This window comes from Bordetella genomosp. 9, from assembly GCF_002261425.1.
Classification (GTDB): domain Bacteria; phylum Pseudomonadota; class Gammaproteobacteria; order Burkholderiales; family Burkholderiaceae_B; genus Bordetella_C.
In genome coordinates, this window is the sequence record NZ_NEVJ01000003.1 from 1,089,308 (window position 1) to 1,110,173 (window position 20,866).

At 66.7% G+C, this 20,866-nt stretch carries 18 protein-coding genes; 5 read left to right on the forward strand and 13 right to left on the reverse strand.

The window, feature by feature from the left end:
* Positions 1-43: 43 nt before the first annotated feature.
* Genes CAL26_RS15960 through CAL26_RS15970 form a run of 3 tightly spaced genes read right to left on the reverse strand, consistent with a single transcriptional unit; the run spans position 44 to position 2,711 of the window.
* A complete protein-coding gene (locus CAL26_RS15960) occupies positions 44-844 on the reverse strand; it encodes an ABC transporter ATP-binding protein (protein ID WP_094847842.1) in 801 nt (266 codons plus the stop codon).
* Positions 844-1,713 (reverse strand): ABC transporter permease, encoded by an 870-nt coding sequence (locus CAL26_RS15965; RefSeq protein ID WP_218831559.1) that lies wholly within the window; start codon positions 1,711-1,713, stop codon positions 844-846. The genes CAL26_RS15960 and CAL26_RS15965 overlap by 1 nt, the downstream gene beginning before the upstream one ends.
* Entirely contained in the window at positions 1,710-2,711 is a 1,002-nt protein-coding gene (locus CAL26_RS15970; RefSeq protein WP_094847843.1) for an ABC transporter substrate-binding protein, read from the reverse strand. Before CAL26_RS15970 ends, CAL26_RS15965 begins: the two co-directional genes overlap by 4 nt.
* A 256-nt stretch (positions 2,712-2,967) precedes the next feature.
* Here CAL26_RS15970 and CAL26_RS15975 point away from each other — a divergent pair, with 256 nt between their 5' ends.
* The gene (locus tag CAL26_RS15975) at positions 2,968-3,879 is read left to right on the forward strand and encodes a LysR family transcriptional regulator (protein ID WP_094847844.1); all 912 of its coding nucleotides are present in this window, start codon (positions 2,968-2,970) and stop codon (positions 3,877-3,879) included.
* Positions 3,880-3,942: 63 nt separating this feature from the next.
* Here the strand turns inward: CAL26_RS15975 and CAL26_RS15980 are convergent, their stop codons facing one another.
* The 3 genes from CAL26_RS15980 to CAL26_RS15990 are packed head-to-tail and all read right to left on the reverse strand — an operon-like array spanning position 3,943 to position 6,655.
* Positions 3,943-4,743, reverse strand: coding sequence for a shikimate dehydrogenase family protein (locus tag CAL26_RS15980; RefSeq protein WP_094847845.1), 801 nt, complete (start codon positions 4,741-4,743; stop codon positions 3,943-3,945).
* 45 nt (positions 4,744-4,788) lie between these two features.
* The gene (locus tag CAL26_RS15985; protein WP_094847846.1) at positions 4,789-5,724 is read right to left on the reverse strand and encodes a 3-keto-5-aminohexanoate cleavage protein; all 936 of its coding nucleotides are present in this window, start codon (positions 5,722-5,724) and stop codon (positions 4,789-4,791) included.
* On the reverse strand, positions 5,717-6,655 hold the full coding sequence (locus CAL26_RS15990) for a 3-hydroxyacyl-CoA dehydrogenase (protein WP_094847847.1): 939 nt from the start codon (positions 6,653-6,655) through the stop codon (positions 5,717-5,719). Before CAL26_RS15990 ends, CAL26_RS15985 begins: the two co-directional genes overlap by 8 nt.
* A 206-nt stretch (positions 6,656-6,861) precedes the next feature.
* Between CAL26_RS15990 and CAL26_RS15995 the strand changes: the two genes are divergently transcribed.
* A complete protein-coding gene (locus CAL26_RS15995) occupies positions 6,862-7,965 on the forward strand; it encodes a mandelate racemase/muconate lactonizing enzyme family protein (RefSeq protein WP_094847848.1) in 1,104 nt (367 codons plus the stop codon).
* 73 nt (positions 7,966-8,038) lie between these two features.
* On the opposite strand, the gene CAL26_RS16000 is transcribed toward CAL26_RS15995, so the two are convergent.
* Positions 8,039-8,950: a LysR family transcriptional regulator gene (locus CAL26_RS16000; RefSeq protein ID WP_094847849.1), complete on the reverse strand. Its 912-nt coding sequence runs from the start codon at positions 8,948-8,950 to the stop codon at positions 8,039-8,041.
* 185 nt (positions 8,951-9,135) lie between these two features.
* On the opposite strand from CAL26_RS16000, the gene CAL26_RS16005 reads away from it, so the two are divergent.
* The 3 genes from CAL26_RS16005 to CAL26_RS16015 all read left to right on the forward strand — a co-directional run bounded on the left by CAL26_RS16005 (position 9,136) and on the right by CAL26_RS16015 (position 14,671).
* Positions 9,136-12,672, forward strand: a complete 3,537-nt coding sequence (locus CAL26_RS16005) for a molybdopterin-dependent oxidoreductase (RefSeq protein WP_256988640.1) — start codon at positions 9,136-9,138, stop codon at positions 12,670-12,672.
* An 85-nt stretch (positions 12,673-12,757) separates the two neighbouring features.
* Positions 12,758-14,200, forward strand: coding sequence for a short-chain fatty acid transporter (locus tag CAL26_RS16010; RefSeq protein ID WP_094847850.1), 1,443 nt, complete (start codon positions 12,758-12,760; stop codon positions 14,198-14,200).
* A gap of 75 nt (positions 14,201-14,275) precedes the next feature.
* Positions 14,276-14,671 carry a hypothetical protein gene (locus tag CAL26_RS16015; RefSeq protein ID WP_143277445.1) on the forward strand — a complete coding sequence of 132 codons (396 nt, stop codon included), beginning with the start codon at positions 14,276-14,278 and terminating at the stop codon, positions 14,669-14,671.
* A gap of 65 nt (positions 14,672-14,736) precedes the next feature.
* Here the strand turns inward: CAL26_RS16015 and CAL26_RS16020 are convergent, their stop codons facing one another.
* The 6 genes from CAL26_RS16020 to CAL26_RS16045 form a co-directional block, all read right to left on the reverse strand.
* Positions 14,737-16,467 carry an ABC transporter substrate-binding protein gene (locus tag CAL26_RS16020; RefSeq protein WP_094847852.1) on the reverse strand — a complete coding sequence of 577 codons (1,731 nt, stop codon included), beginning with the start codon at positions 16,465-16,467 and terminating at the stop codon, positions 14,737-14,739.
* Positions 16,468-16,555: 88 nt separating this feature from the next.
* Entirely contained in the window at positions 16,556-16,864 is a 309-nt protein-coding gene (locus CAL26_RS16025) for a DUF2160 domain-containing protein (protein WP_094847853.1), read from the reverse strand.
* 9 nt (positions 16,865-16,873) lie between these two features.
* The gene (locus CAL26_RS16030) at positions 16,874-17,686 is read right to left on the reverse strand and encodes a carbohydrate ABC transporter permease (RefSeq protein WP_094847854.1); all 813 of its coding nucleotides are present in this window, start codon (positions 17,684-17,686) and stop codon (positions 16,874-16,876) included.
* Complete coding sequence (locus tag CAL26_RS16035; RefSeq protein WP_094847855.1) at positions 17,679-18,569, reverse strand: carbohydrate ABC transporter permease; 891 nt, start codon at positions 18,567-18,569, stop codon at positions 17,679-17,681. Before CAL26_RS16035 ends, CAL26_RS16030 begins: the two co-directional genes overlap by 8 nt.
* Positions 18,566-19,684, reverse strand: coding sequence for an ABC transporter ATP-binding protein (locus CAL26_RS16040; protein WP_094847856.1), 1,119 nt, complete (start codon positions 19,682-19,684; stop codon positions 18,566-18,568). Before CAL26_RS16040 ends, CAL26_RS16035 begins: the two co-directional genes overlap by 4 nt.
* Complete coding sequence (locus CAL26_RS16045; protein ID WP_094847857.1) at positions 19,684-20,787, reverse strand: ABC transporter ATP-binding protein; 1,104 nt, start codon at positions 20,785-20,787, stop codon at positions 19,684-19,686. Before CAL26_RS16045 ends, CAL26_RS16040 begins: the two co-directional genes overlap by 1 nt.
* Between the last annotated feature and the right edge of the window lie 79 nt (positions 20,788-20,866).

Consider the following 20,866-nt stretch of genomic DNA (forward strand, 5'->3'; position numbering starts at 1 on the left):
CGCTGTTCGGTGCGTAGGGTTTTGTGTGGATGGCGCCATGGCATCAGTGCAGGGATTCGGCGGCGCGCACGGACGGCGTCTCGGGTGACGCGGAATCGCCGCCGATGGCCCGTTCTATCAGGCGATGCATATCGGCCATGCAGGCCGCGTCGGCACGCTGCGGCGCATCGATCGACAGCTCCAGGGCCACACGCGCCGGCGCCGCCAGCACCAGGATGCGATCGGCGATTTCCAGGGCGTCCTCGATGCGGTGCGTCACGAACACGCAGGTCTTGTGCTGTTCCCTGACGATCTCCGCGAAATCGCGGCGCAGCGTCTGCGAGGTCACGTGATCGAGCTGGCTGAACGACTCGTCCAGCAGCACCAGGGCCGGGTCGACCGCCAGCGCCCGCGCCAGCGACACGCGCTGCCGCATGCCGCCCGACAGCTCGACCGGGTATTTCTCGCAGGCATCCTGCAGCTTGACGCGCGCCAGCCAATCCCGCGCGCGCTGCCGGGCCTGTTTCTTCGGCACGCCCAGCAACAGCAGTCCCAGCTCGACGTTCTCCTGCGCCGTGCGCCAGGGCAGCAGGCGATCCGTCTGGAAGCTCACGGCCAGCTTGCCGCGCAAGGCTTCGAAGTCCTGCGCGGGATCCACGCCGGCCACTTGCACCGAGCCGGCATCGGCCACCGCCGTGCCCATCAGCAGGGACATGACCGTGCTCTTGCCGGCGCCGGTCTGGCCCAGCAGGGCCACTGTTTCGCCTTCCATCACTTCCATGGTCAGATGGTCGATGGCCGTGTGGCTGCCGAAGCGCTTGACGACGTCGCGCAGGGCGATGATGGTATTCAGATCGGTATTCATCAGCGCACCTGTGCCTCTTTGCGCCAGCCCAGGAAGCGACGCTCCGCCCAGCCGGCCAGCCATTGGAATACCAGGTTCAGCATCACCAGCAGGAAAGTCCAGGCCATCACCTGGTCGATGCGGAAGGTGGACTGCGCGAAACTCATGCGCGAGCCTATGCCGATGGCGGACGCGACGAGCTCGGCGAAAATCACCATGCGGATCGCATAGCCGATCACCGACTTGGTGGTCAGGAAGATGTACGGAATGATGTGCGGCGCCACCAGGAAGCGCAGCATCTGCCAGCGCGACGGGCGAAAGCTTTCGAGCATGTCGACCCATTCCGTCGACAGCGCCCGCACGCCTTCGTACACGTTCAACGCATAGAACGGCATCAGGATGACGGCCAGGATGAAAAATATGCGTGCTTCCGGGTCCTTGAACCAGAACACCGCCAGCAGCATCCATGACAGCGCCGGAATTCCGGTATCGATGATCACCACGGCTTTCAGATAGGGGCCGATGCGCCGCGACGTCCCCATCAGCAGGCCGATGATCACCCCGGCCAGCGCCGAAAACACAATGGCGGCGGCCAGCCGCGCCAGCGTGACGGCGACATGGAACAGGTCGGTGCCGAACAGGCCCGCCAGGGCCTTGGCGATGGCCTCCGGCGACGGCATGACATAGTCGGGCACATAGTTGCTGGCCACCTGCATCGCCACCAGCAGCAGCACGACGACGCAGATCAAGGCCTTCAGGTCGCGCCGGTCGCGGCCGACGCGCTTTTCCGGCTTGGCCGGCTTGGCCGACACTGGCGTGCGACTGGTGATCGGCGCATGGCGGGACACGGGCTTGGCGCCCTGTCCGGCGGGGATGTCGGCTGGGTTCATGACGCGAAGAACCCCCTGTCGACGATCTTGGGCAAGGCGCCGCTGCGTTGCAGGAACTCGTTCGCGACCAGGATGGACCGGCGTCCCTCTTCCGTTTGCATGGAAGCGTGCTTGAATTCCATCCGCCTGGACTCGATGGCGGTCTTCAGCACCTCGGACGAGGTGCCCGAATTGGCGCCCGCGATCTTCACCGCCTCGTCCGTGTGCGCCATGATCCCTTCGATGCTTTGCTGGAAGGTCCGGTTCAACCGCTCGACCAGCCCCGGATCGCGCGCGATCGCATCCTTGCGCACCGCCACGCCGAAATAAGGCAGGTCCAGGTTCAGCTTCCGGCGAAACGCCACGCCGGCGCTATACAGCACCCGCATGTCGGGCACGCGTTGCAGGCCCATCGACACATTGGGCTCCCAGGTCAGGCCGGCGTCGGCGCGGTTGGCCATGACCAGGGTGACGGATGCCGCGGGGTTGTCGACGTTCTGGACGGTGGCGACCTTCTCCAGGTCGATGCCGTCGATCTCCTGCATGATCGCGCGCATCATCCGGTAGGTGCCGGTCGATTGGGGCGCGGCCAGGGTCTTGCCCTGCAGGTCCTGCAGCTTGCGCACCGCCTGCTCGCGGGTCACGATATTGATCATGTTGCCCGTGGTGACCGAGCAGACATACTGCAGCGGCACACCGGCCAGGTAGCGGGACGCGAAGGTGTCCCAGCTGCCTATGCAGACGTCATAATTGCCCGCGACGAAATCGTTGTAGTACGTGCTGACCGAGGTGTACGAAGTCGGCTTCCCCAGGGCCAGGCCATTCGCCTTGCCAAGCTGTTTCGCCGTTATGTAGTCCGTCAGCAGCGTCGTGAAGCCCGGCGTCAGGTTGGCCCATTTCAGGGGCGTCTGGGCGCGTGCGGGTCGACTGATCCAGGACCCCATCCCGAGGATGGCCGCCGGCGCCAAAGCCGACGCAGTCCGCAGCAGCGCCCGGCGCGATAGTGCGCGTCCGTTCATGCCTAGTCTCCGTTATATTTTTGCCTCCCGTGATCGCTGGCGCGGCCGCCTGCGTCCGGTGAGTGAGTGAATGGTAGGATAGGCGCGCCGTTCAGAATAGCTACGGAATCGGGACGGGCGTTCCAGTGCTGGAACGCTGCGCTGCGGCATTTGTGGTCTCATCCTCCTTGCCGCGTCCGGCCGGCTGCTTTATTCGCATAGCGGGAGTCGGCCGTATGGCTTGCTCCATTTGGCCCCACAACCCCATTCCGATGTCATGGCAGAAAGGCTCGATCTCAACTCGCTACGGCTTTTCTACGAAGTGGTGAACGCGCAGAGCATCTCGCGCGCGGCCGCCGAACTGGGCCTGCCCAAATCGTCGATCAGCCGCAAGCTCAGCGACCTGGAACGGGACATGGGAACGGCGCTGCTGAAGAAAGGGCCGCGCAAGCTGACGACCACCGAGATAGGCGCGCGCTTCTACGAGCATTGCCGCCGGGTGGTCGATGAGGTCGAACAGGCGCGCAACGAATCGGCGACGCTGCAGAGCGAGATGCGCGGCGTGCTGCGCGTCAGCATCCCGATCGACTTCGGCATGTCCTGGATAGGCCGGGCGCTGGCCGAATTCGTGCAGGCCTACCCGGAAATCGAGCTGGAAGTGGACGTCAACAGCCGCACGGTCGATCTGCGCGAAGAGCCCTACGACCTGACGATACAGCTCGGCCCGATCAAGGATACGGACCTGATCTACCGGCGGCTGGCCACGCTGACGCGCGGCGTCTACGCCAGCCCGGAATACCTGGCGCGCCGCGGCGTGCCGCTGGCGGTGGACGATCTGCATCGCCACGACTGCATCATCACCGCGCAGCAGCGCGTGGACGGCATCTGGACGCTGCGCAACCAGGCCACCCACCGCTTCGCCACCATCCATGGCAAGGTGGTCGTCAACAATATTTCGATCGCGCGCGAAATGGCCATCGGCCACGTCGGCATGTGCATGCTGCCCAATCTGATGTGCGGCAACGACCTGCGCGCCGGCCGCCTGCGGCGCGTGCTGGAAAACTGGGAAAGCCCGTCCATGCACGCGACCGCCATGGTGTTGAGCCGCAAGGGCATGCCGCAGAAGATCCGCACCTTCCTGGATTTTTTCTCGGAACGGCTCAATATCGACGATCGCGCGCTGCGCTGAACCCGCGGCCGTCCCACTTGGCCGTCCCATTTGGCCTTCGCTCGCCGCCGTCACTCGTGTCCTTCAGGCCTTGCCCACGCCCAGGAACTCCGCCATCAAGGCCAGTTGGGCGGCCAGCATGGGCGCCCCGTAGTGCACCGCGCAGCCGCGTTCGCGCGCGGCCAGCAGCAGCGGGGTTTCGCGCGGCTGCATGATGACCTCGCAGACCAGTTGCTCCGGCCGCAAGCGGGATACGTCGAGGGGCAGCGCGTCACCCTCGCGCATGCCCAGCGACGTCGCGTTGACCACCAGGTCATGCCCGCTCGGGTCGTCCGTCCCGACGCGCACGTCGGCGCCCGGATGCAGCGCCAGAATGCGCTGGCGCAGGTCCTCGGCCCTGGCGCGCGTGCGGTTGGCGACCGTCAGGCGCGCCACGCCGGCCCCCGCGAGCGCGAAGGCGATCGCGTTGGCGGCGCCGCCCGCGCCGGCCATATAGGCGCTCGCGCCTTCCACCCCGCGGTCCTCCGCGCGCAGCCCGCCGACAAAGCCTTCGCCATCCAGCATGGTCGCGACCAGGCGTCCGTCGGGTTCGCGGCGGATGACGTTGGCGGCGCCTATCTTGCGGGTGACGTCCGACGCGTCATCGCACAGGGCGAGTACCGCCGTCTTGTGCGGCGCCGTGACCACCACTCCGCCCAGGTTCTCCATGCCCCGCAGCGCGGCGACGACCGCCGGCAGATTGTCCGGGCGCACGTGCATGGGCACCATCACGCCATCGAACCCGGCGGCCGCGAAATGGTCGTTCAAGCGCCGCGGCACCTGCACGTGCTGGATGGGATCGGCCAGGATGCCGAACAATCGGGTCTTGCCTGTGATGGATGTCATTGCCTGTTTCCGTCCGGTGGTCAGCGTCCGCGCGCGGCGCCGCGCCTAGAATCCCACGGCATGCCCGCCCTTCAAGCCGAGCTTCTCGCGCGCGTCGTCGGGCGTGGCGATTTCCAGGTTCAGCGCTTCCAGGATGGTGCGGATGCGCTCGACCTGCACGCGGTTGGACTCCGCCAGCTTGCCCGGGCCTATCCACAGCGAATCCTCCAGCCCGACGCGCACGTTGGAGCCCATCGCCGCGCCTAGGGTGGCGAGCGGAATCTGGTTGCGCCCGGCGCCCAGGATCGACCACTCGTAATCGCTGCCGAACAGGCGGTCGGCGGTGCGCTTCATGTGCATCAGGTCTTCCGGGTGCGGCCCGATGCCGCCCAGGATACCGAACACCGACTGGATGAAGGGCGGCGACTTCACCAGCCCGCGATCGACGAAATGCTTGAGGTTGTACAGATGGCTGATGTCATAGCACTCGAACTCGAAGCGCGTGCCGTTGGCATTGCCGATGGACAGTATGGTTTCGATGTCCTGGTAGGTATTGCGGAAGATCAGCGACCGGCTGTTCTCCAGATGCTCGCGCTCCCACTCGTGCTCGAACTCCTTGAACCGGTCCAGCATCGGGAACAACCCGAAATTCATCGACCCCATGTTCAGCGACGCCACTTCCGGCTTGAAGGTAGCGGCCGGCCGCATGCGTTCTTCCACCGTCATGTGCGGGCTGCCGCCGGTGGTGATGTTCACCACCGCGTCGGTCTCCCGCTTGATACGCTTCAGGAAGGGTTCGAACAGTTCGGGATCCTGCGATGGCTTGCCAGTGCGCGGATCGCGCGCGTGCAGGTGCAGCACCGCCGCCCCGGCGCGCGCCGCGCCGATCGCGGCGTCGGCGATTTCGTCGGCCGTCACCGGCAGGTGGGGAGACATGCTGGGCGTATGGATCGCGCCCGTCACCGCACAGGTAATGATCACCTTCTGCCTGCTTCTAGCCATCGTTGTCTCCGCTTCGTTGTTTGTGGCGCATCAAGCGCATCAGTTGTTCGTCGCGCCAGAAACGTCGCGACGCCAGTTCTTCCGCCGGCAGCGCCGCGCGCCGCTCGCGCGACAGCGTTTCCAGCAGCGCGGCATCCCAGGCCGGCGCTTCGGACTGGGATGCGCCGATGGAGGCATACATCGCGCCGTAGCGCGCGCAATAGTCGGCAATGCCCTCCGGCGCATTCAGGTCTATGGTTTCCAGCGGTCCCATGAAAGCCCAGCGCAGCCCCAGGCCGTCTTTCACCGTGGTGTCGATGTCTTCCACGCTGGCGACGCCATCGCGCACCAGCCGCATGGCCTCCTGCAGCAAGGCGCCCTGCAGGCGGTTCAGGATGAAGCCTTCGATTTCCTTGCGCACCACCACGGGCCGTTGCCCGACGGCATTCAGGATATCCCGCGTGCGTGCGATGGCCTGGGCGGACGTCCATGGTGCGCCGCTGATTTCCACCACCGGAACCAGATAAGGAGGATTGACGGGATGCGCCACCAGGCAGCGTTCGCGATGCACCAGGTCGCCGGTGAACAGGCTGGCGGGAATGCTGGACGTGGAGCTGGCCAGTATCGTGTCGGGGCCGGTCAGCGCGTCCATTCGGGCGAACAGCATGCGCTTGGCTTCGACCCGTTCGGGAGAATTCTCCTGCACGTAGGCCGCCCCGGCCAGGGCGGACTCCAGCGTGACCGCGGCTTCGACGCGCCGTGCGATGCCGGCGGCATCCTGCAGCAGGCCGTGCGCCTGCAAGGCGTGCAGCTGCCGTTCGATCAGATCGCAAGCCTCGGGCAATCGATCCGCGTCCACGTCGTGCAGCCGGACCTGCCAGCCCGCGCGCGCGAACACGATCGCCCAGCCTTGCCCCACCAGACCCGCACCGACGATGGCCGCGATGGACATGTCATTGCCTCTGTAGTGTTCTACGGTTCAGCCGCCCGCGGCCGGGTAATCCCTGATTTACCGTGATTGAAGCCCCACGACAGAATCGGACAGCACCCGGTCGGCCGCGCAAAAAAATATATCACAGGCGTATTGCCCGGCATGTCGCCCGCGCCGTTCCACGCAGTGGCGCAGCGGCCCCATCGATACCTGCATCAGGAGCATGCATGGCCGCCATCGTTGCCGTCGAGGTATTGCTCGTCAACCTGCAGCCCAAGGTCAAACGCACGGACGCCGTGCAGAGTTTCGAATGCCAGGAAACGCCCATGGTGCGCATCCGCGATGCCGACGGCATGATGGGCACGGGCTACAGCTACACCATAGGCACCGGCGGCTCGTCGGTGGCGCGCCTGCTGGACGACCACCTGGCGCCGCTGCTGATCGGCCGCGACGCGGACGACATCGAAATGCTGTGGCGCGACCTGTTCTTCCGCGTGCACGCGACCACGGTGGGCGCGCTGACGTCCATCGCCCTGGCCGCCATCGACACCGCCCTGTGGGACCTGCGCGCGCGCCGCGCCGCCCTGCCCCTGCACAGGCTCGCCGGCGGCGCCAAGGACGGCATCGAGATGTACTACACCGAAGGCGGCTGGCTGCACCTGGACGAAGCGCAACTGGTCGATGAAGCCCTGCGCGCACAGGAAGCCGGCTTTGGCGGCACCAAGATCAAGGTCGGCCGTCCGCACGTGGCGGAAGACATGCAACGCCTGTCAGCGGTGCGCGACGCCGTCGGTCCCGGCTGGGACGTCATGACCGACGCCAACCAGGGTTTCAACCTGAGCGAGGCGATACGCCGCGCGCGCTGTTTCGAGGCGCTCGACATCGCCTGGTTCGAAGAGCCCATCCATGCCGACGACGTCGATGCGCATCGCCGCCTGTGCGCGGCCACCACGGTACCCATCGCCGTCGGCGAATCGCTGTACAGCGTGTCGCAATTCAAGGACTACCTGCAGAGCGGCGCCTGCACTATCGTCCAGGTCGACGTCGGCCGCATCGGCGGCATCACGCCCTGGCTCAAGGTCGCGCACATGGCCGAAGCCTATAACGTCCCGGTATGTCCGCACTTCCTGATGGAAATCCACGTGGCCCTGTGTTGCGCGGTGCCCAATAGCCGCTGGCTGGAATACATTCCGCAGCTCGACATGGTCACCGCCACCGGCATGCGCGTGGAACAGGGCCGCGCCATTCCCTCCGGCGAACCGGGGCTGGGCATAGACTGGGACTGGGACAAGCTGAAGCACTTCCAGGTACACCGCACGGAACACCGCTAGCGCGCGCCGCTAGCGCCCGCCACGGCCGGCTGCACCATCCCAGGATCCCGGGGCCGGCACGGCGCGCCACGCCTCAGACATGCGCCAGCGCCTTGATGGACGCATGCAGGAAACCCGTCAGGGCCTCGGCTTCCCTGGCCAGCCGGCCACGCTTGCGCCAGACGACGCCGATATCCATGGTGGGCACGTCGTCGCTCAGGTCGCGACGCAGGATGCGCCTGCCTTCCAGGGACCACGGGCGATACACCAGGTCCGACAGTATCGTCACACCCTGCTGCAGGGCCACCAGGCTGCGCACCGCTTCGGGCGAACGACTCTGGAAACGTACCCGCGGCCGCAAGCCGAGGCGCCCCCAGTACTTGCCCACGGTCTCGATGTGTTCGTCCATGTCCAGCAGCACGTAGTCGGCGCAGGCCACGTCGGCGAGCCGCACCTTGTCGGCCTGCTGCAAGGGATGGTCCGGATGCGTCCACAGGCGGCGCGGCGATTTCAGCATCGTGTCGTATTGCAGCTTGTCGAAGCGCGTCAGGTTCGACACGATGACCAGGGCCAGATCCAGATTGCCCGCCAGCAGATCGGCTTCCACGGCCGCGCGGTCACGCTCGACCACATCCAGTCGAAGATTGGGAAAACGCTGCCCCACCGCGGCAATCACGGCCGGCATCAGGTAGGCGGAAATGGTCTCTGTGACGCCCAGGCGCAAATGTCCGCCCAGGTCGTTCGGTTCGGCCCGCATGTCTTCCATGGCGCGATCGAACGCGCCGCTGACATTGCGGGCGTGGCGCGCGAAGCGCACGCCCGCCTCGGTCAGGCGCAGCCCCTTGGCATGCCGTTCGAACAGTGACGTCGCCACGCTCTGTTCCAGATTGCGCAGGGCGATGGTCACGGAAGACTGCGAGACGTTGCAGCGCAGCGCCGCCTTGGACACCTGGCCGGTCTCGGCCAGCGCCAGGAAGTATTCCAACTGCCTCAGGGTGACTTGCATGCGCTCCGCCTTTCTTCAACGCTCGCCCTGCCGCCGGCCGCGCCGCCGGGGCACCGACGCCAGGGCATAATATTCAATTTATCTATATTTAGATTTAAAAAATTTATATTAGCAATATTGCCCGTGTCGTCCTAGTATCCGCAGCATCGATATCCTTGAGCGAATGCTGGACCTGGCTGGTGACTATGGAGAAACGCGGCTATTGCACGCTCTGCCGCTCGCGCTGCGGCACCCGCAACATCGTCCAGGACGATGCGCTGGTGCGCGTGGTGCCCGACACCGACCACCCCACCGGCCAGTCGATGTGCATGAAGGGCCGCGCCGCGCCCGAGTTGCTGCACAGCCCGCATCGCCTGCTCTACCCGATGCGCCGCACCCGCCCCAAGGATGGCGGCGACCCCGGCTGGCAACGCATAAGCTGGGAAGAAGCCTTGCGGGAGACCGCCGCCCGGCTCGATGCCGTCCGGCGCGAGAACGGCGCGGAAGCCGTGGCCTTCGGTGTGACCACGCCCAGCGGCACGCCGCTGTCGGACAGCATCGACTGGATCGAGCGCTTCGTGCGCGGCTTTGGCAGCCCCAACATCTGCTACGCCACTGAAATCTGCAATTGGCACAAGGACTACGCGCACGCCTTCACCTACGGCTGCGGCATGCCGACGGCCGACTATTCCAACAGCGCGCTCATCATGTTGTGGGGGCACAACCCCGCCAATACCTGGCTGGCGCAGGCCCATGCCGTGGGGCTCGGCCGCGCCGCCGGTGCCCGGCTGCTGGTCGTCGACCCGCGACGCACGGCGCTGGCGGCGCAGGCGGACGCCTGGCTGCAGGTGCGGCCCGGCACGGATGCCGCGCTGGCCCTGGGCCTGGCGCGTCTGCTGATCGAGACGGGCGGCTACGACGCGGCCTTCGTGCGCGACTGGACCAACGCTCCGCTGCTGGTGCGGGACGATACGGGCATGTTCCTGCGCGCAAGCGAGGTCGCCGAGGTGGACATGGATGCGTATGAGCGGTCATTTCCAGCACCCGGCAGCGCGGATACGGCCGCCGTCTACGCCGCCTGGGACGGCGTATCGGGCGCCGCCGTCGCCTATGACACCCGTCGCACCGCCGCTGCGCAAGGCGGCGACCGCTACGCGCTGCGCGGCGCCTGCGACATCCGGCTGCGCCAGGGAGGCCTTGTCCGTTGCCGTCCCGTATTCGACCTGCTGGCAGCGCAGTGCGCGGCCTATACGCCCGACCACGTCGCCGGGATCACCGGTGTGCCGCCGGAACAACTACGGTCCGCCGCGCGGCTCATCGCCGAAGCGCCCAGCGTGGCCTACCACGCCTGGACCGGCATCGGCCAGCAGGGTAACGCCACGCAGACCGAGCGCGCCATCGCCGTGCTGTATGCCCTGACCGGCAGCTTCGACGCCCCAGGCGGCAACCGCATCTATCCCCGGCAACCGGTAGTCGCCGTCAACGGCATGGACCTGATCGCGCCGGAACAGCGTGCCAAGGCGCTGGGACTGGCGGAACGCCCGCTGGGACCGCCGGCCCAGGGCTGGATCACCGCGCGCGACCTGTATGGCGCCATCCTCCACGGCACGCCCTACCGGGTGCGCGCCATGGTCGCCTTCGGCACCAATCCCCTCGTGTCCCAAGCGGACGTGGACATGGGACAGGCCGCCTTGGGCGCGTTGGAATTCCACGTGCATTGCGACCTCTTCGAGACGCCGTCGGCGCGCTACGCCGACATCCTGCTGCCGATCAATACGCCATGGGAGCGCGAAGGCCTGCGCGTGGGATTCGAGATCACGGCACGGGCGCAGGAGCTGGTCCAGCTGCGGCCACGCATGGTTTCGCCGCGCGGCGAATCGCGTTCCGACAACGACATCGTCTTCGACCTCGCATGCCGGCTGGGCATGTCCGAGCTGTTCTTCGACGGCAGCCTCGAACGGGGCTGGAACCATATGCTGGCCCCGCTGGGCATTACGGTGGCCGACCTGCGCGGCGCCGAAGGCGGGATGCGCATGCCGCTCACGCACCGGGACCGCAAGTATGCCGCCCCGGACAACGATACAGGCGCGCATGGGAACCCCGCCGCGCCGCCCGGCCGCGCGACCGGGCTGGTCGCGGGTTTCGCCACCGAGACGCGGCGCGTCGAGCTCTATTCGGAACGCCTGCTGCGCCATGGCTATGCGCCGCTGCCGTTCCACCGCGCACCGCCGGACGCCCCGCATGGCGGCGATGATTATCCTGTCGCGCTGACCAGCGCCAAGAGCGGCTATTACTGCCATAGCCAGCACCGCGCGCTGCCATCCCTGCGCAAGCGCGATCCGTTACCGCGCATCGGCCTGCATCCCGCGCTGGCCGCCCGCCACGAGATCGCCGACGGGGATTGGGTCCGTGTCCGCACGCGCACCGGCCAGGCGCGCTTCGTCGCGCGCATGCAGGCGGACCTGCCGGAAGACGTCGCCGTCGCCGACTACGGGTGGTGGCAGGCCTGCCCGGAGCTGGGCCGCGACGGCTTCCCTGTCCAAGGCCAGGGCAACAGCAACTACAACGCGCTGATCTCCGCCGACATGGCCGATCCGGTCAGCGGCTCGGTGCCGATGCGCGCCTGTGCCTGCGCCATCGAGCGGGATCCTGCCAGCGATCCCGCGCGCCGTGCGTGGACCGGCTTCCGGCCATTCCGGGTCGCCGCCCTGACGCCCCGCGCGAACGACGTACTGGAGATCGCCTTCGCGCCGGTGGACGACCAGGGTTTGCCCGATCCCGAACCCGGGCAGCACATCACCCTGCGCGTGGCCGCCCAGGCGCAGGGCGACGCGGAAGACGCCCACGGGCCGATCACGCGGGCCTACTCGCTGATCGACCCCGCCTCGAATGCCGGACGCGGCCGCTACACCATCGCGGTACGCCGGCAGCAAGGCAGCACGGACGAAGGCCAGCCGTGGCAGGGCCGGATGTCCGGCCACCTGCACACCCGCCTGCACGTCGGCGACGTCGTCGGTCTGGGCGCCCCGGGGGGCAGCTTCATCGTGCCCATGCGGTCGCCGCAGCCGGTGGTGCTATTCGCGGGCGGCATCGGCATCACGCCCTTCCTGGCCTACCTGGAATCGCTGGCCGCTCTACCCGACGCGCAACGCGCGTGCATGCCAGAGGTATGGCTGCATTACGCGAACCGGACGCCGCACAGCGCCGCCTATGCCGGCCGCCTTGCCGAACTGGCGTCGCGGCTGCCGCGGCTTGCCGTTCATCGCTACTACAGCGGCGCCCAGGACACCCCCGGCGCCGCCGGCCGCCACGCGACCGCCGCCGCGGTGCCGGATGCATTGATCCGGGCGCGCGCCCGCTTCTACCTGTGCGGACCCGCGGCCATGATGCGCGCGATCACCGAGGGCCTGGCGGCGCGCGGCGTGCCAGCCTTCGATATCTTCAGCGAAACTTTCCGTTCGCCGGCGCCCGTCGACGTGGATCCGTCGCGCCGATATGCGGTGCGCTTCGCGCGTTCCCGGGCCGAGGCCGCATGGTCGGCGCGCGACGGCGCCTTGTTGTCCTTCGCCGAGAACCTCGGACTCGCCTTGCCCAGCGGCTGCCGGGTCGGCCAGTGCGAGAGCTGCGCGGTGCGCATCGTGCGCGGCCAGGTACGCCACCTGCACGGCGCGGAACCGGAGGATCCGGATGTATGCCTTGCCTGCCAGGCCGTCCCCGTGACGGACCTGGTCCTGGACGCCTGACGATCGCGGGGCGCGCGTCCAGCGGAATGGCCGGTCAGGCGACCGAGTAAGAATCTTCTGCCCACAACCATACGAAGGGGAAATCATGAAAGCAGAATCCGTCATCAAACAAGCGCCCGCCGGCGACAGCGGCGCGCTGGAACGCATGGCCGCGGCGGTCACGCGCTGGTCCGAGAAATGGTTTCCGGACGCCTATATCTTCGCGGTCATCGCCGTGGTGGTGGTCGCACTGGGCGCCATCGCCAACGGGGCGCCGGCCAAGAGCGTCGGCCTGGCCTTCGGCGATGGCTTCTGGACGCTGATTCCGTTCACGATGCAAATGGCGATCGTGGCCATTTCCGGCTACGTCGTGGCGGCCTCGCCGCCCGCCGCCCGGCTGATCGCGTGGCTGGCGCGCCATCCCCGCACGGGACGCGGCGCGATCTGCTACGTGGCGCTGATCAGCATCCTGGCATCGCTGCTGAATTGGGCCATCAGCCTGATCTTCAGCGGCCTGCTGGTACGCGCGCTGGCGCGCCGCCAGGAACTGCGGATGGATTACCGCGCGGCCGGCGCGGCTGCCTACCTGGGCATGGGCGCGACCTGGGCGCTGGGCTTGAGCTCCTCGGCGGCGCAGCTGCAGGCCAATCCCGCCAGCCTGCCGCCCGCGCTGCTGAAGATCACCGGCGTCATCCCGTTCACGGAAACGATCTTCCTGTGGCAATCCTTCGCGATCGCGGTCGTCCTGACCGTCGCGTCGATGATCATCGCCTTTTACTCCGCGCCGCAGGGCGACAAGGCCGTGACGGCCGAGCGGCTGGGCGTGGACCTGGGCGCCAGCGTGGAAAAGGTCGATCCGCCAGCGCGTCCCGGCGACTGGCTGGAATACAGCCCGGTGCTGACCATCCTGCTGGTCGCCCTGGGCGCGACCTGGATCGTCAACGAATTCGCCACCAAGGATGCCATCCTGGCGATCTCCAACCTGAACACCTACAACTTCGTGTTCCTGATGCTCGGCATGCTGCTGCACTGGCGTCCGCGCAGTTTCCTGAACGCGATCACCAAGTCGGTGCCGTCCGTCGGCGGCGTCCTGATCCAGTTCCCGCTATACGGCGGCGTTGCCTACATCCTGACCAAGGCGGCGGGCGCCGACGGCCAGACCCTGGCCCATATGCTGTCGGCCTTCTTCGTATCGGTGTCGTCGCACGCATCGTTCCCCGCCCTGATGGGGGTTTATTCGGCGGTACTGGGCTTCTTCGTGCCATCCGGCGGCGGCAAGTGGATCATCGAAGCCCCCTATGTCATGCAGGCCGCCAACGACCTGCACGTGCACCTGGGCTGGGCCGTGACCGTCTACAACGCGGCCGAGGCCCTGCCCAACCTGATCAACCCGTTCTGGATGCTGCCGCTGCTGGGCGTGCTGGGCGTGCGGGCGCGCGACGTGGTCGGCTTCACCTTCACGCAACTGATCGTGCACACGCCCATCGTGCTGATCATGCTTTGGGCGCTGGCCGCGACGCTGGAATACAAGCCGCCGGTCATGCCCTGACAGGCCGCGCACGCGGACGTGTGATCACCCGACCAATGCGCCGAAGACAGCACGAATACCATGGTCCAACGCTGCATGGCGCAGGATGCGCCCTCATCCGCCGATATCAGCCGTGTCGTCGCGACCACGCTGAAGCGATCGCAGGACGACCGCAGGACATCGGCCCCGCCCTATCTGGGATACTGCGGCTTCGACGCCGCCAAGGCCATCCTGGATCACCTGTATCCCAAAATCGATACAGGCAAAGTCAGATCGTTCGGATCGGGAACGCTGCAGCAGGTAACGTTCTCCAGCTTGCCGCAGAACGCCTATATGGAAAACTGGGCCTACCTGTACACGCCGGCGGTCTGCGGGAACAATCAGGCGTGCGGGCTGGTCGGCGACTATGACACGCGCACAGGCGTGCAATTGCGGTGGATCGCCACCGCCGCGCAACAGCTCGGCGGGCCGGCGGCTGCGCCAGGACGTTGAAATCGCACGGACAGCGGGATGCGCGGCGCGGCGCCGTGCCAGGCGGGCGCCGCGATCGCTTCCGGCTAGCGCACCTTGCCCTCCTTCCAGGCCTGCAGCAGCTTGTCATAGGCGATGGTTTCGCCCTTGGGCTTTTCGTTGGCCAGCTTCTTCCACGGGGCGTGCTCGTCCGACAGCCACTTGGACGGGTCGCTGCGCGGATTCAGCTTGGGCGCGCACTGCGCCATGCCGGCGCGCTGCAGCCGCGCCATGACCTGGTCCATCTCGTTGGCCAGGCTGTCCATGGCCTGCTGCGGGGTCTTTTCGCCCGTTACGGCGGTGGCGATGTTGTTCCACCACAGCTGCGCCAGCTTGGGGTAGTCGGGCACGTTGGTGCCGGTCGGCGTCCAGGCAACGCGGGCAGGACTGCGGTAGAACTCGATCAGGCCGCCATAGTTGTCGGCGTTCCTGGTAAAGAAGTCGCTATGGATGTCGCTGTCGCGGATGAAGGTCAGGCCGGTGATGGACTTCTTCAGCGACACGCTCTTGGACGTGACGAACTGTGCGTACAGCCAGGCGGCCGCCATGCGATTGGGATCGGTGGACTTGAAGAATGTCCATGAACCCACGTCCTGATAGCCGTTCTGCATGCCCTCCTTCCAGTACGGCCCATACGGCGAAGGCGCCATCCGCCATTTCGGCGTGCCGTCGGCATTCACCACGGGCAGGCCCTTCTTGGTCATGTCCGCCGTGAACGCCGTGTACCAGAAGATCTGCTGCGCGATCTGGCCCTGCGCCGGCACCGGCCCGGATTCGGAAAACGTCATGCCCATCGCCTGCTGCGGCGCGTACTTCTTCATCCAGTCCACGTACTTGGTCAGGGCGTATACCGCGGCGGGACTGTTGGCGGCGCCGCCGCGTTCCACCGACGCGCCCACGGGCGTGCACTTGTCGTCCGCCACGCGTATGCCCCATTCGTCCACCGGCATGCCGTTGGGCAGGCCCTTGTCCGCCGTGCCGGCCATCGACAGCCAGGCGTCGGTGAAGCGCCAGCCCAGCGACGGGTCCTTCTTGCCGTAGTCCATGTGGCCATAGACGCGCTTGCCGTCCAGGTCCTTGACGTCGTTGGTGAAGAAATCCGCGATGTCCTCGTAGGCCGACCAATTGGTGGGCACGCCCAGGTCGTAGCCGTACTTGGCCTTGAACTTGTCCTGCAGGTCCTTGCGGGCGAACCAGTCGGCGCGGAACCAGTACAGGTTGGCGAACTGCTGGTCGGGCAGCTGGTACAGCTTGCCATCCGGCGCGGTGGTGAAGCGCGTGCCGATGAAATCCTTCAGGTCCAGGCCGGGATTGGTGTATTCCTTGCCGGCGCCGTTCATGTAATCCGTCAGCGGCAGGATGGCGCCGTAACGGTAGTGCGTGCCGATCAGGTCGGAATCGGAAATCCAGCCGTCGTAGATCGACTTGCCCGACTGCATCGACGTCTGCAGCTTCTCCACCACATCGCCTTCCTGGATGATGTCGTGGTTGACCTTGATGCCGGTGATCTCCGCGAACGCGCGCGCCAGCGTCTTGGATTCGTATTCATGGGTGGTGATGGTTTCCGACACCACGTTCACTTCGTTGACGCCCTTGGCCTTCAGCTTGGCCGCCGCATCGATGAACCATTTCATCTCCGCCATCTGCTGGTCCTTGGACAGCGTCGAGGGCTGGAACTCCGAGTCTATCCACTTCCGCGCCTCCGGTTCGCCGGCCCAGGCGGCGGGCGCTCCGATCAGGGCGATGGCGGCTGCCACGGCATGCATGCGCGATTTCATGAGCTGTCTCCTCGATAGGCCTTTCCCTGTTGTGCTGCGGACGCGGCCGGGAAAGGCGATGGCCGTGGTCCTTGAAACGGGGTACCGCTTATCCCTTGCGCAACACCAGCGCCAGCACCAGCATGGAGATGACGAAGCCGATCCATACCGACGGCGGCTCGTCCAGCGCGAACCATGCGGTAAAACGTTCGCCCAACCCGACGAAGGCCAGGTTCACCCAGGCCGCGCACATCAGCCCGATGAACAGGCGATCGCCCCGCGTCGTCGCGATGGGCAGGAAGCCCTTGCGCAGGCGCGTCGGCGAGCGCAGTTCCCACACCGTCATGCCCGCCAGCATCAGCACGACGCAGCCGAAGAACACGGCGACGGGCGTGGTCCATACCATCCAGTCGAACATGGCGAGCTCCTACACCCGGCCCATCGCGAAGCCCTTCGCGATGTAGCGGCGCACGAACCAGATCACGATGCCGCCGGGCACGATGGTCAGCACGCCGGCGGCGGCCAGCACGCCCCAGTCCATGCCGGCGGCGGACACGGTGCGGGTCATGGTGGCGACGATGGGCTTGGCGTTGACCGAGGTCAGCGTGCGTGCCAGCAGCAGCTCGACCCAGCTGAACATGAAGCAGAAGAACGCGGTCACCCCGACCCCGGCCTTGATCAGCGGCAGGAAGATCGTCAGGAAGAACCTGGGAAAGGAATAGCCGTCCACATAGGCGGTTTCGTCGATCTCGCGCGGCACGCCGGACATGAAGCCTTCCAGTATCCAGACCGCCAGGGGCACGTTGAACACCAGGTGCGCCAGCGCCACGGCAAGGTGCGTGTCCATCAGTCCCAGCGACGTGTACAGCTGGAAGAACGGCAGCAGGAACACCGCCGGCGGCGTCATCCGGTTGGTCAGCAGCCAGAAGAACACGTGCTTGTCGCCGATGAAGCTGTAGCGCGAGAACGCGTAGGCGGCCGGCAGCGCCACCGCCAGCGAGATCACCGTATTGATCGCGACGTAGATGAGCGAATTGATATAGCCCGAATACCAGGCCGGGTCGGTGAAGATGGTCTGGTAGTGCTTCAGGGTGAAGTCGCGCGGCCACAGCGTCAGCGCCCCGACGATTTCGCTATTGTCCTTGAACGACATGTTCAGCATCCAGTACAGCGGCAGGATGGCGAACAGCAGGTACAGGATCAGGAAGACGCTGCGCCAGACGATGGGCCGTTCACGCATGGCCGGTCTCCTCGTCCAGGGCGCCGGACGTGCCGGCCCGCTGGATCCAGTTGTACAGGATGAAGCACAGCAGCAGGATGATCAGGAAATACACGATGGAGAACGCCGCCGCCGGCCCCAGGTCGAACTGGCCGACCGCCTTCTGCGTCAGGTATTGCGACAGGAAGGTCGTGGCGTTGCCCGGCCCGCCCCCCGTCAGGACGAAGGGTTCGGTATAGATCATGAAGCTGTCCATGAAGCGCAGCAGCACCGCGATCATCAGCACGCCGCGCATCTTGGGCAGCTCGATGTAGCGGAACACCGCCATGCGCGAGGCGCCATCGATGCGCGCCGCCTGGTAGTAGGCCGGCGGTATCGCGCGCAGGCCGGCATAGCACAGCAACGCGACCAGCGGGGTCCAGTGCCATACGTCCATGATCAGCACGGTGATCCAGGCATCCACGTCGTCGCCGGTGTAGTTGTAGTCCACGCCCAGCCACGACAAAGTGGCGCCCAGCAGCCCGATATCCGTGCGGCCGAACACCTGCCATATCGTGCCCACCACGTTCCAGGGGATCAGCAGCGACAGCGCGACGATGACCAGCACCGCGGACGCCTGCCAGCCGCGCGCCGGCATGCACAGGGCCAGCAGTATTCCCAGCGGGATTTCCACCGCCAGCACCGCAAATGAAAAGCCGATCTGGCGCCACAAGGCCTTGTGCAGTTCGGGATCCTGCAACACCGAGGCGAACCATTCGGTGCCGACGAACACCCGGCGGTCGGGCGAGATGATGTCCTGCACCGAATAGTTGACAATGGTCATCAAGGGCAGGATGGCGGAAAAGGCCACGCACACCACCACCGGCAACACCAGCAGCCAGGCCTTATGGTTGACCGGTTTCATCGCGTCGGCTCCTCCGCCGGATAGGCACGGCTGTACGGGTTCAATATCGACAGCCACGCCGTGCCCCCGGCCGCGGGCAGGCCGTATCCATCCGCCGCGCCGCCGTCCAGCGGCAGGCGGGCGCGCAGGGCGTGGCTTTCGTATGCGCCGGTCAGCAGCAGATAGGTGCCGATGTCCTGCACGCGGGTCACCGATACCGGCAAGGCCCCCGGGGTGTCGGGCGCGCAGGGCCGCACGAACTCCGGCCGTATGCCCAGCGTGAACGCGCCCGACGCGGGCAGTATGGCGGGCAACGTGGCGGCCAGCTCCGCGGGAGGCTCGCCCAGCGTACGCGTCCCCACCCGCACGCCGCCCGCTTCCCGGCATGCCGGCAGGAAATTCATGCCGGGCGAACCGATGAAGTGCCCGACGAAGGCATGGGCCGGGCGCAGGAACAGATCGTCGGCCGCGCCGACCTGCATCACCTTGCCGCGCGACATCACCATCACCTGGTCGGCGAAGGTCAGCGCCTCGGTCTGGTCATGCGTGACGTAGACCAGCGTCAACTTGAATTCCTGGTGGATTTCCTTGAGCTTGCGGCGCAGCTCCCATTTCAGGTGCGGATCGATGACCGTCAGCGGCTCGTCGAACAGGATGGCCGACACGTCGCTGCGCACCAGTCCGCGCCCCAGCGATATCTTCTGCTTCGCATCGGCCGCCAGCCCGCTCGCGCGCCGGTCCAGCACGGCGGACAGCTCCAGCATTTCGGCGATCCGCCCCACCCGATCGCGCACGCGAGCCTCGGGCACCCGGCGATTGCGCAGCGGGAAAGCCAGGTTTTCCGCCACCGTCATGGTGTCGTACACCACCGGGAACTGGAATACCTGGGCGATGTTGCGCTGCTGCGGCGTCTGGTCCGTCACGTCGCGGCCGTCGAAACGGATGTTGCCCGCGGACGGGCGCAGCAGGCCGGATATGCAGTTCAGCAAGGTGGTCTTGCCGCAGCCGGACGGTCCCAGCAAGGCGTAGGCGCCGCCGTCGCGAAAGGTGTACTGCAAGGGCAGCAGGGCATAGTCCTCGTCCCGCCGCGGATCGGGCACGTAGGCGTGCGCAAGATCCAGTTCGATGCTCGCCATCAACGCGCTCCCGCCGGCGCCGCCGGGATCGCGCCACGATAGGCGGGCGCCGCCAGCAGCTCGCCGGCGGCATCGAAGGCATAGGTCTGCGCCGGATCGAAATACAGGCGTATCGCCTGCTCCAGCCCGAAACGATGCACGCCGGTCAGTTGGGCGACCAGGTTTCCCGCCGCGGTGCGGGTATGCACGAAGGTATCCGAGCCGGATATCTCGGCCAGCCTGACCGTGCCCTGTACAGAGACGTAGCCGGGCCTATCCCGCAGGTGCAGCGCGCCGGCGCGCAAGCCTGCCGTGATATCGCCCGTGGCGTCGGCGCCCGCCGGCAGGTCCCTGGCGACGCGCGTGCCGTCCTCCAGCACGAAACCCTGGCCGTCGCGCCGCGCGCGCAGCAGGTTCATCGGGGGATCGCTGAACACGCGCGCCACGCGTATGGAACGGGGCCGGTGAAAGACCTCGGCGGTCGGGCCGTATTGCAGCAACTCGCCCGCGTCCAGCACGGCGGTATGGCCGCCCAGCAGCAAGGCTTCGGCCGGGTCGGTGGTCGCGTAGACCACCGTGGCGCGGCCTTCCTGGAACAGCTCGCTGAGTTCGTCGCGCAATTCTTCGCGCAGCTTGTAGTCCAGGTTGACCAGGGGCTCGTCCAGCAGGACCAGCGGGGCATCCTTGACCAGGGCGCGCGCCAATGCGACGCGTTGCTGCTGACCGCCGGAAAGCTCGGCCGGATATCGGTCCAGCAGATGATCGATGTGCAGACGGGCCGCCATGGCCCGCACGCGCTCGTCCACTCCCTGGGCGCGGCGCAGCCGTAGGGGCGAAGCGATGTTGTCGTGGACGTTCATCGACGGATAGTTGATGAACTGCTGGTACACCATGGCGACGTTGCGCTCGCGCACGGGTACCCGCGTGACGTCGACGCCATCCACCCGGACGGCGCCCTGCGACGGCCGGTCCAGGCCGGCCATGATGCGCATCAGCGACGTTTTGCCCGCCTGGGTCACCCCCAGCAGGACAGTCATGGCCCCGGGTTTCGGAGCCAGGTTCATCGGATAGAGCAGGACTTGTGATCCCGCTTGCCGTTGAATCCCTTCCAGCACCAGCTGCATCGCGTCTCCCGGCGATATTGCTGCGTGATGGCCTGTAGCCAGGCTCTAGCTTTCGTATAGCTTTCCGCTTTTGTACAGA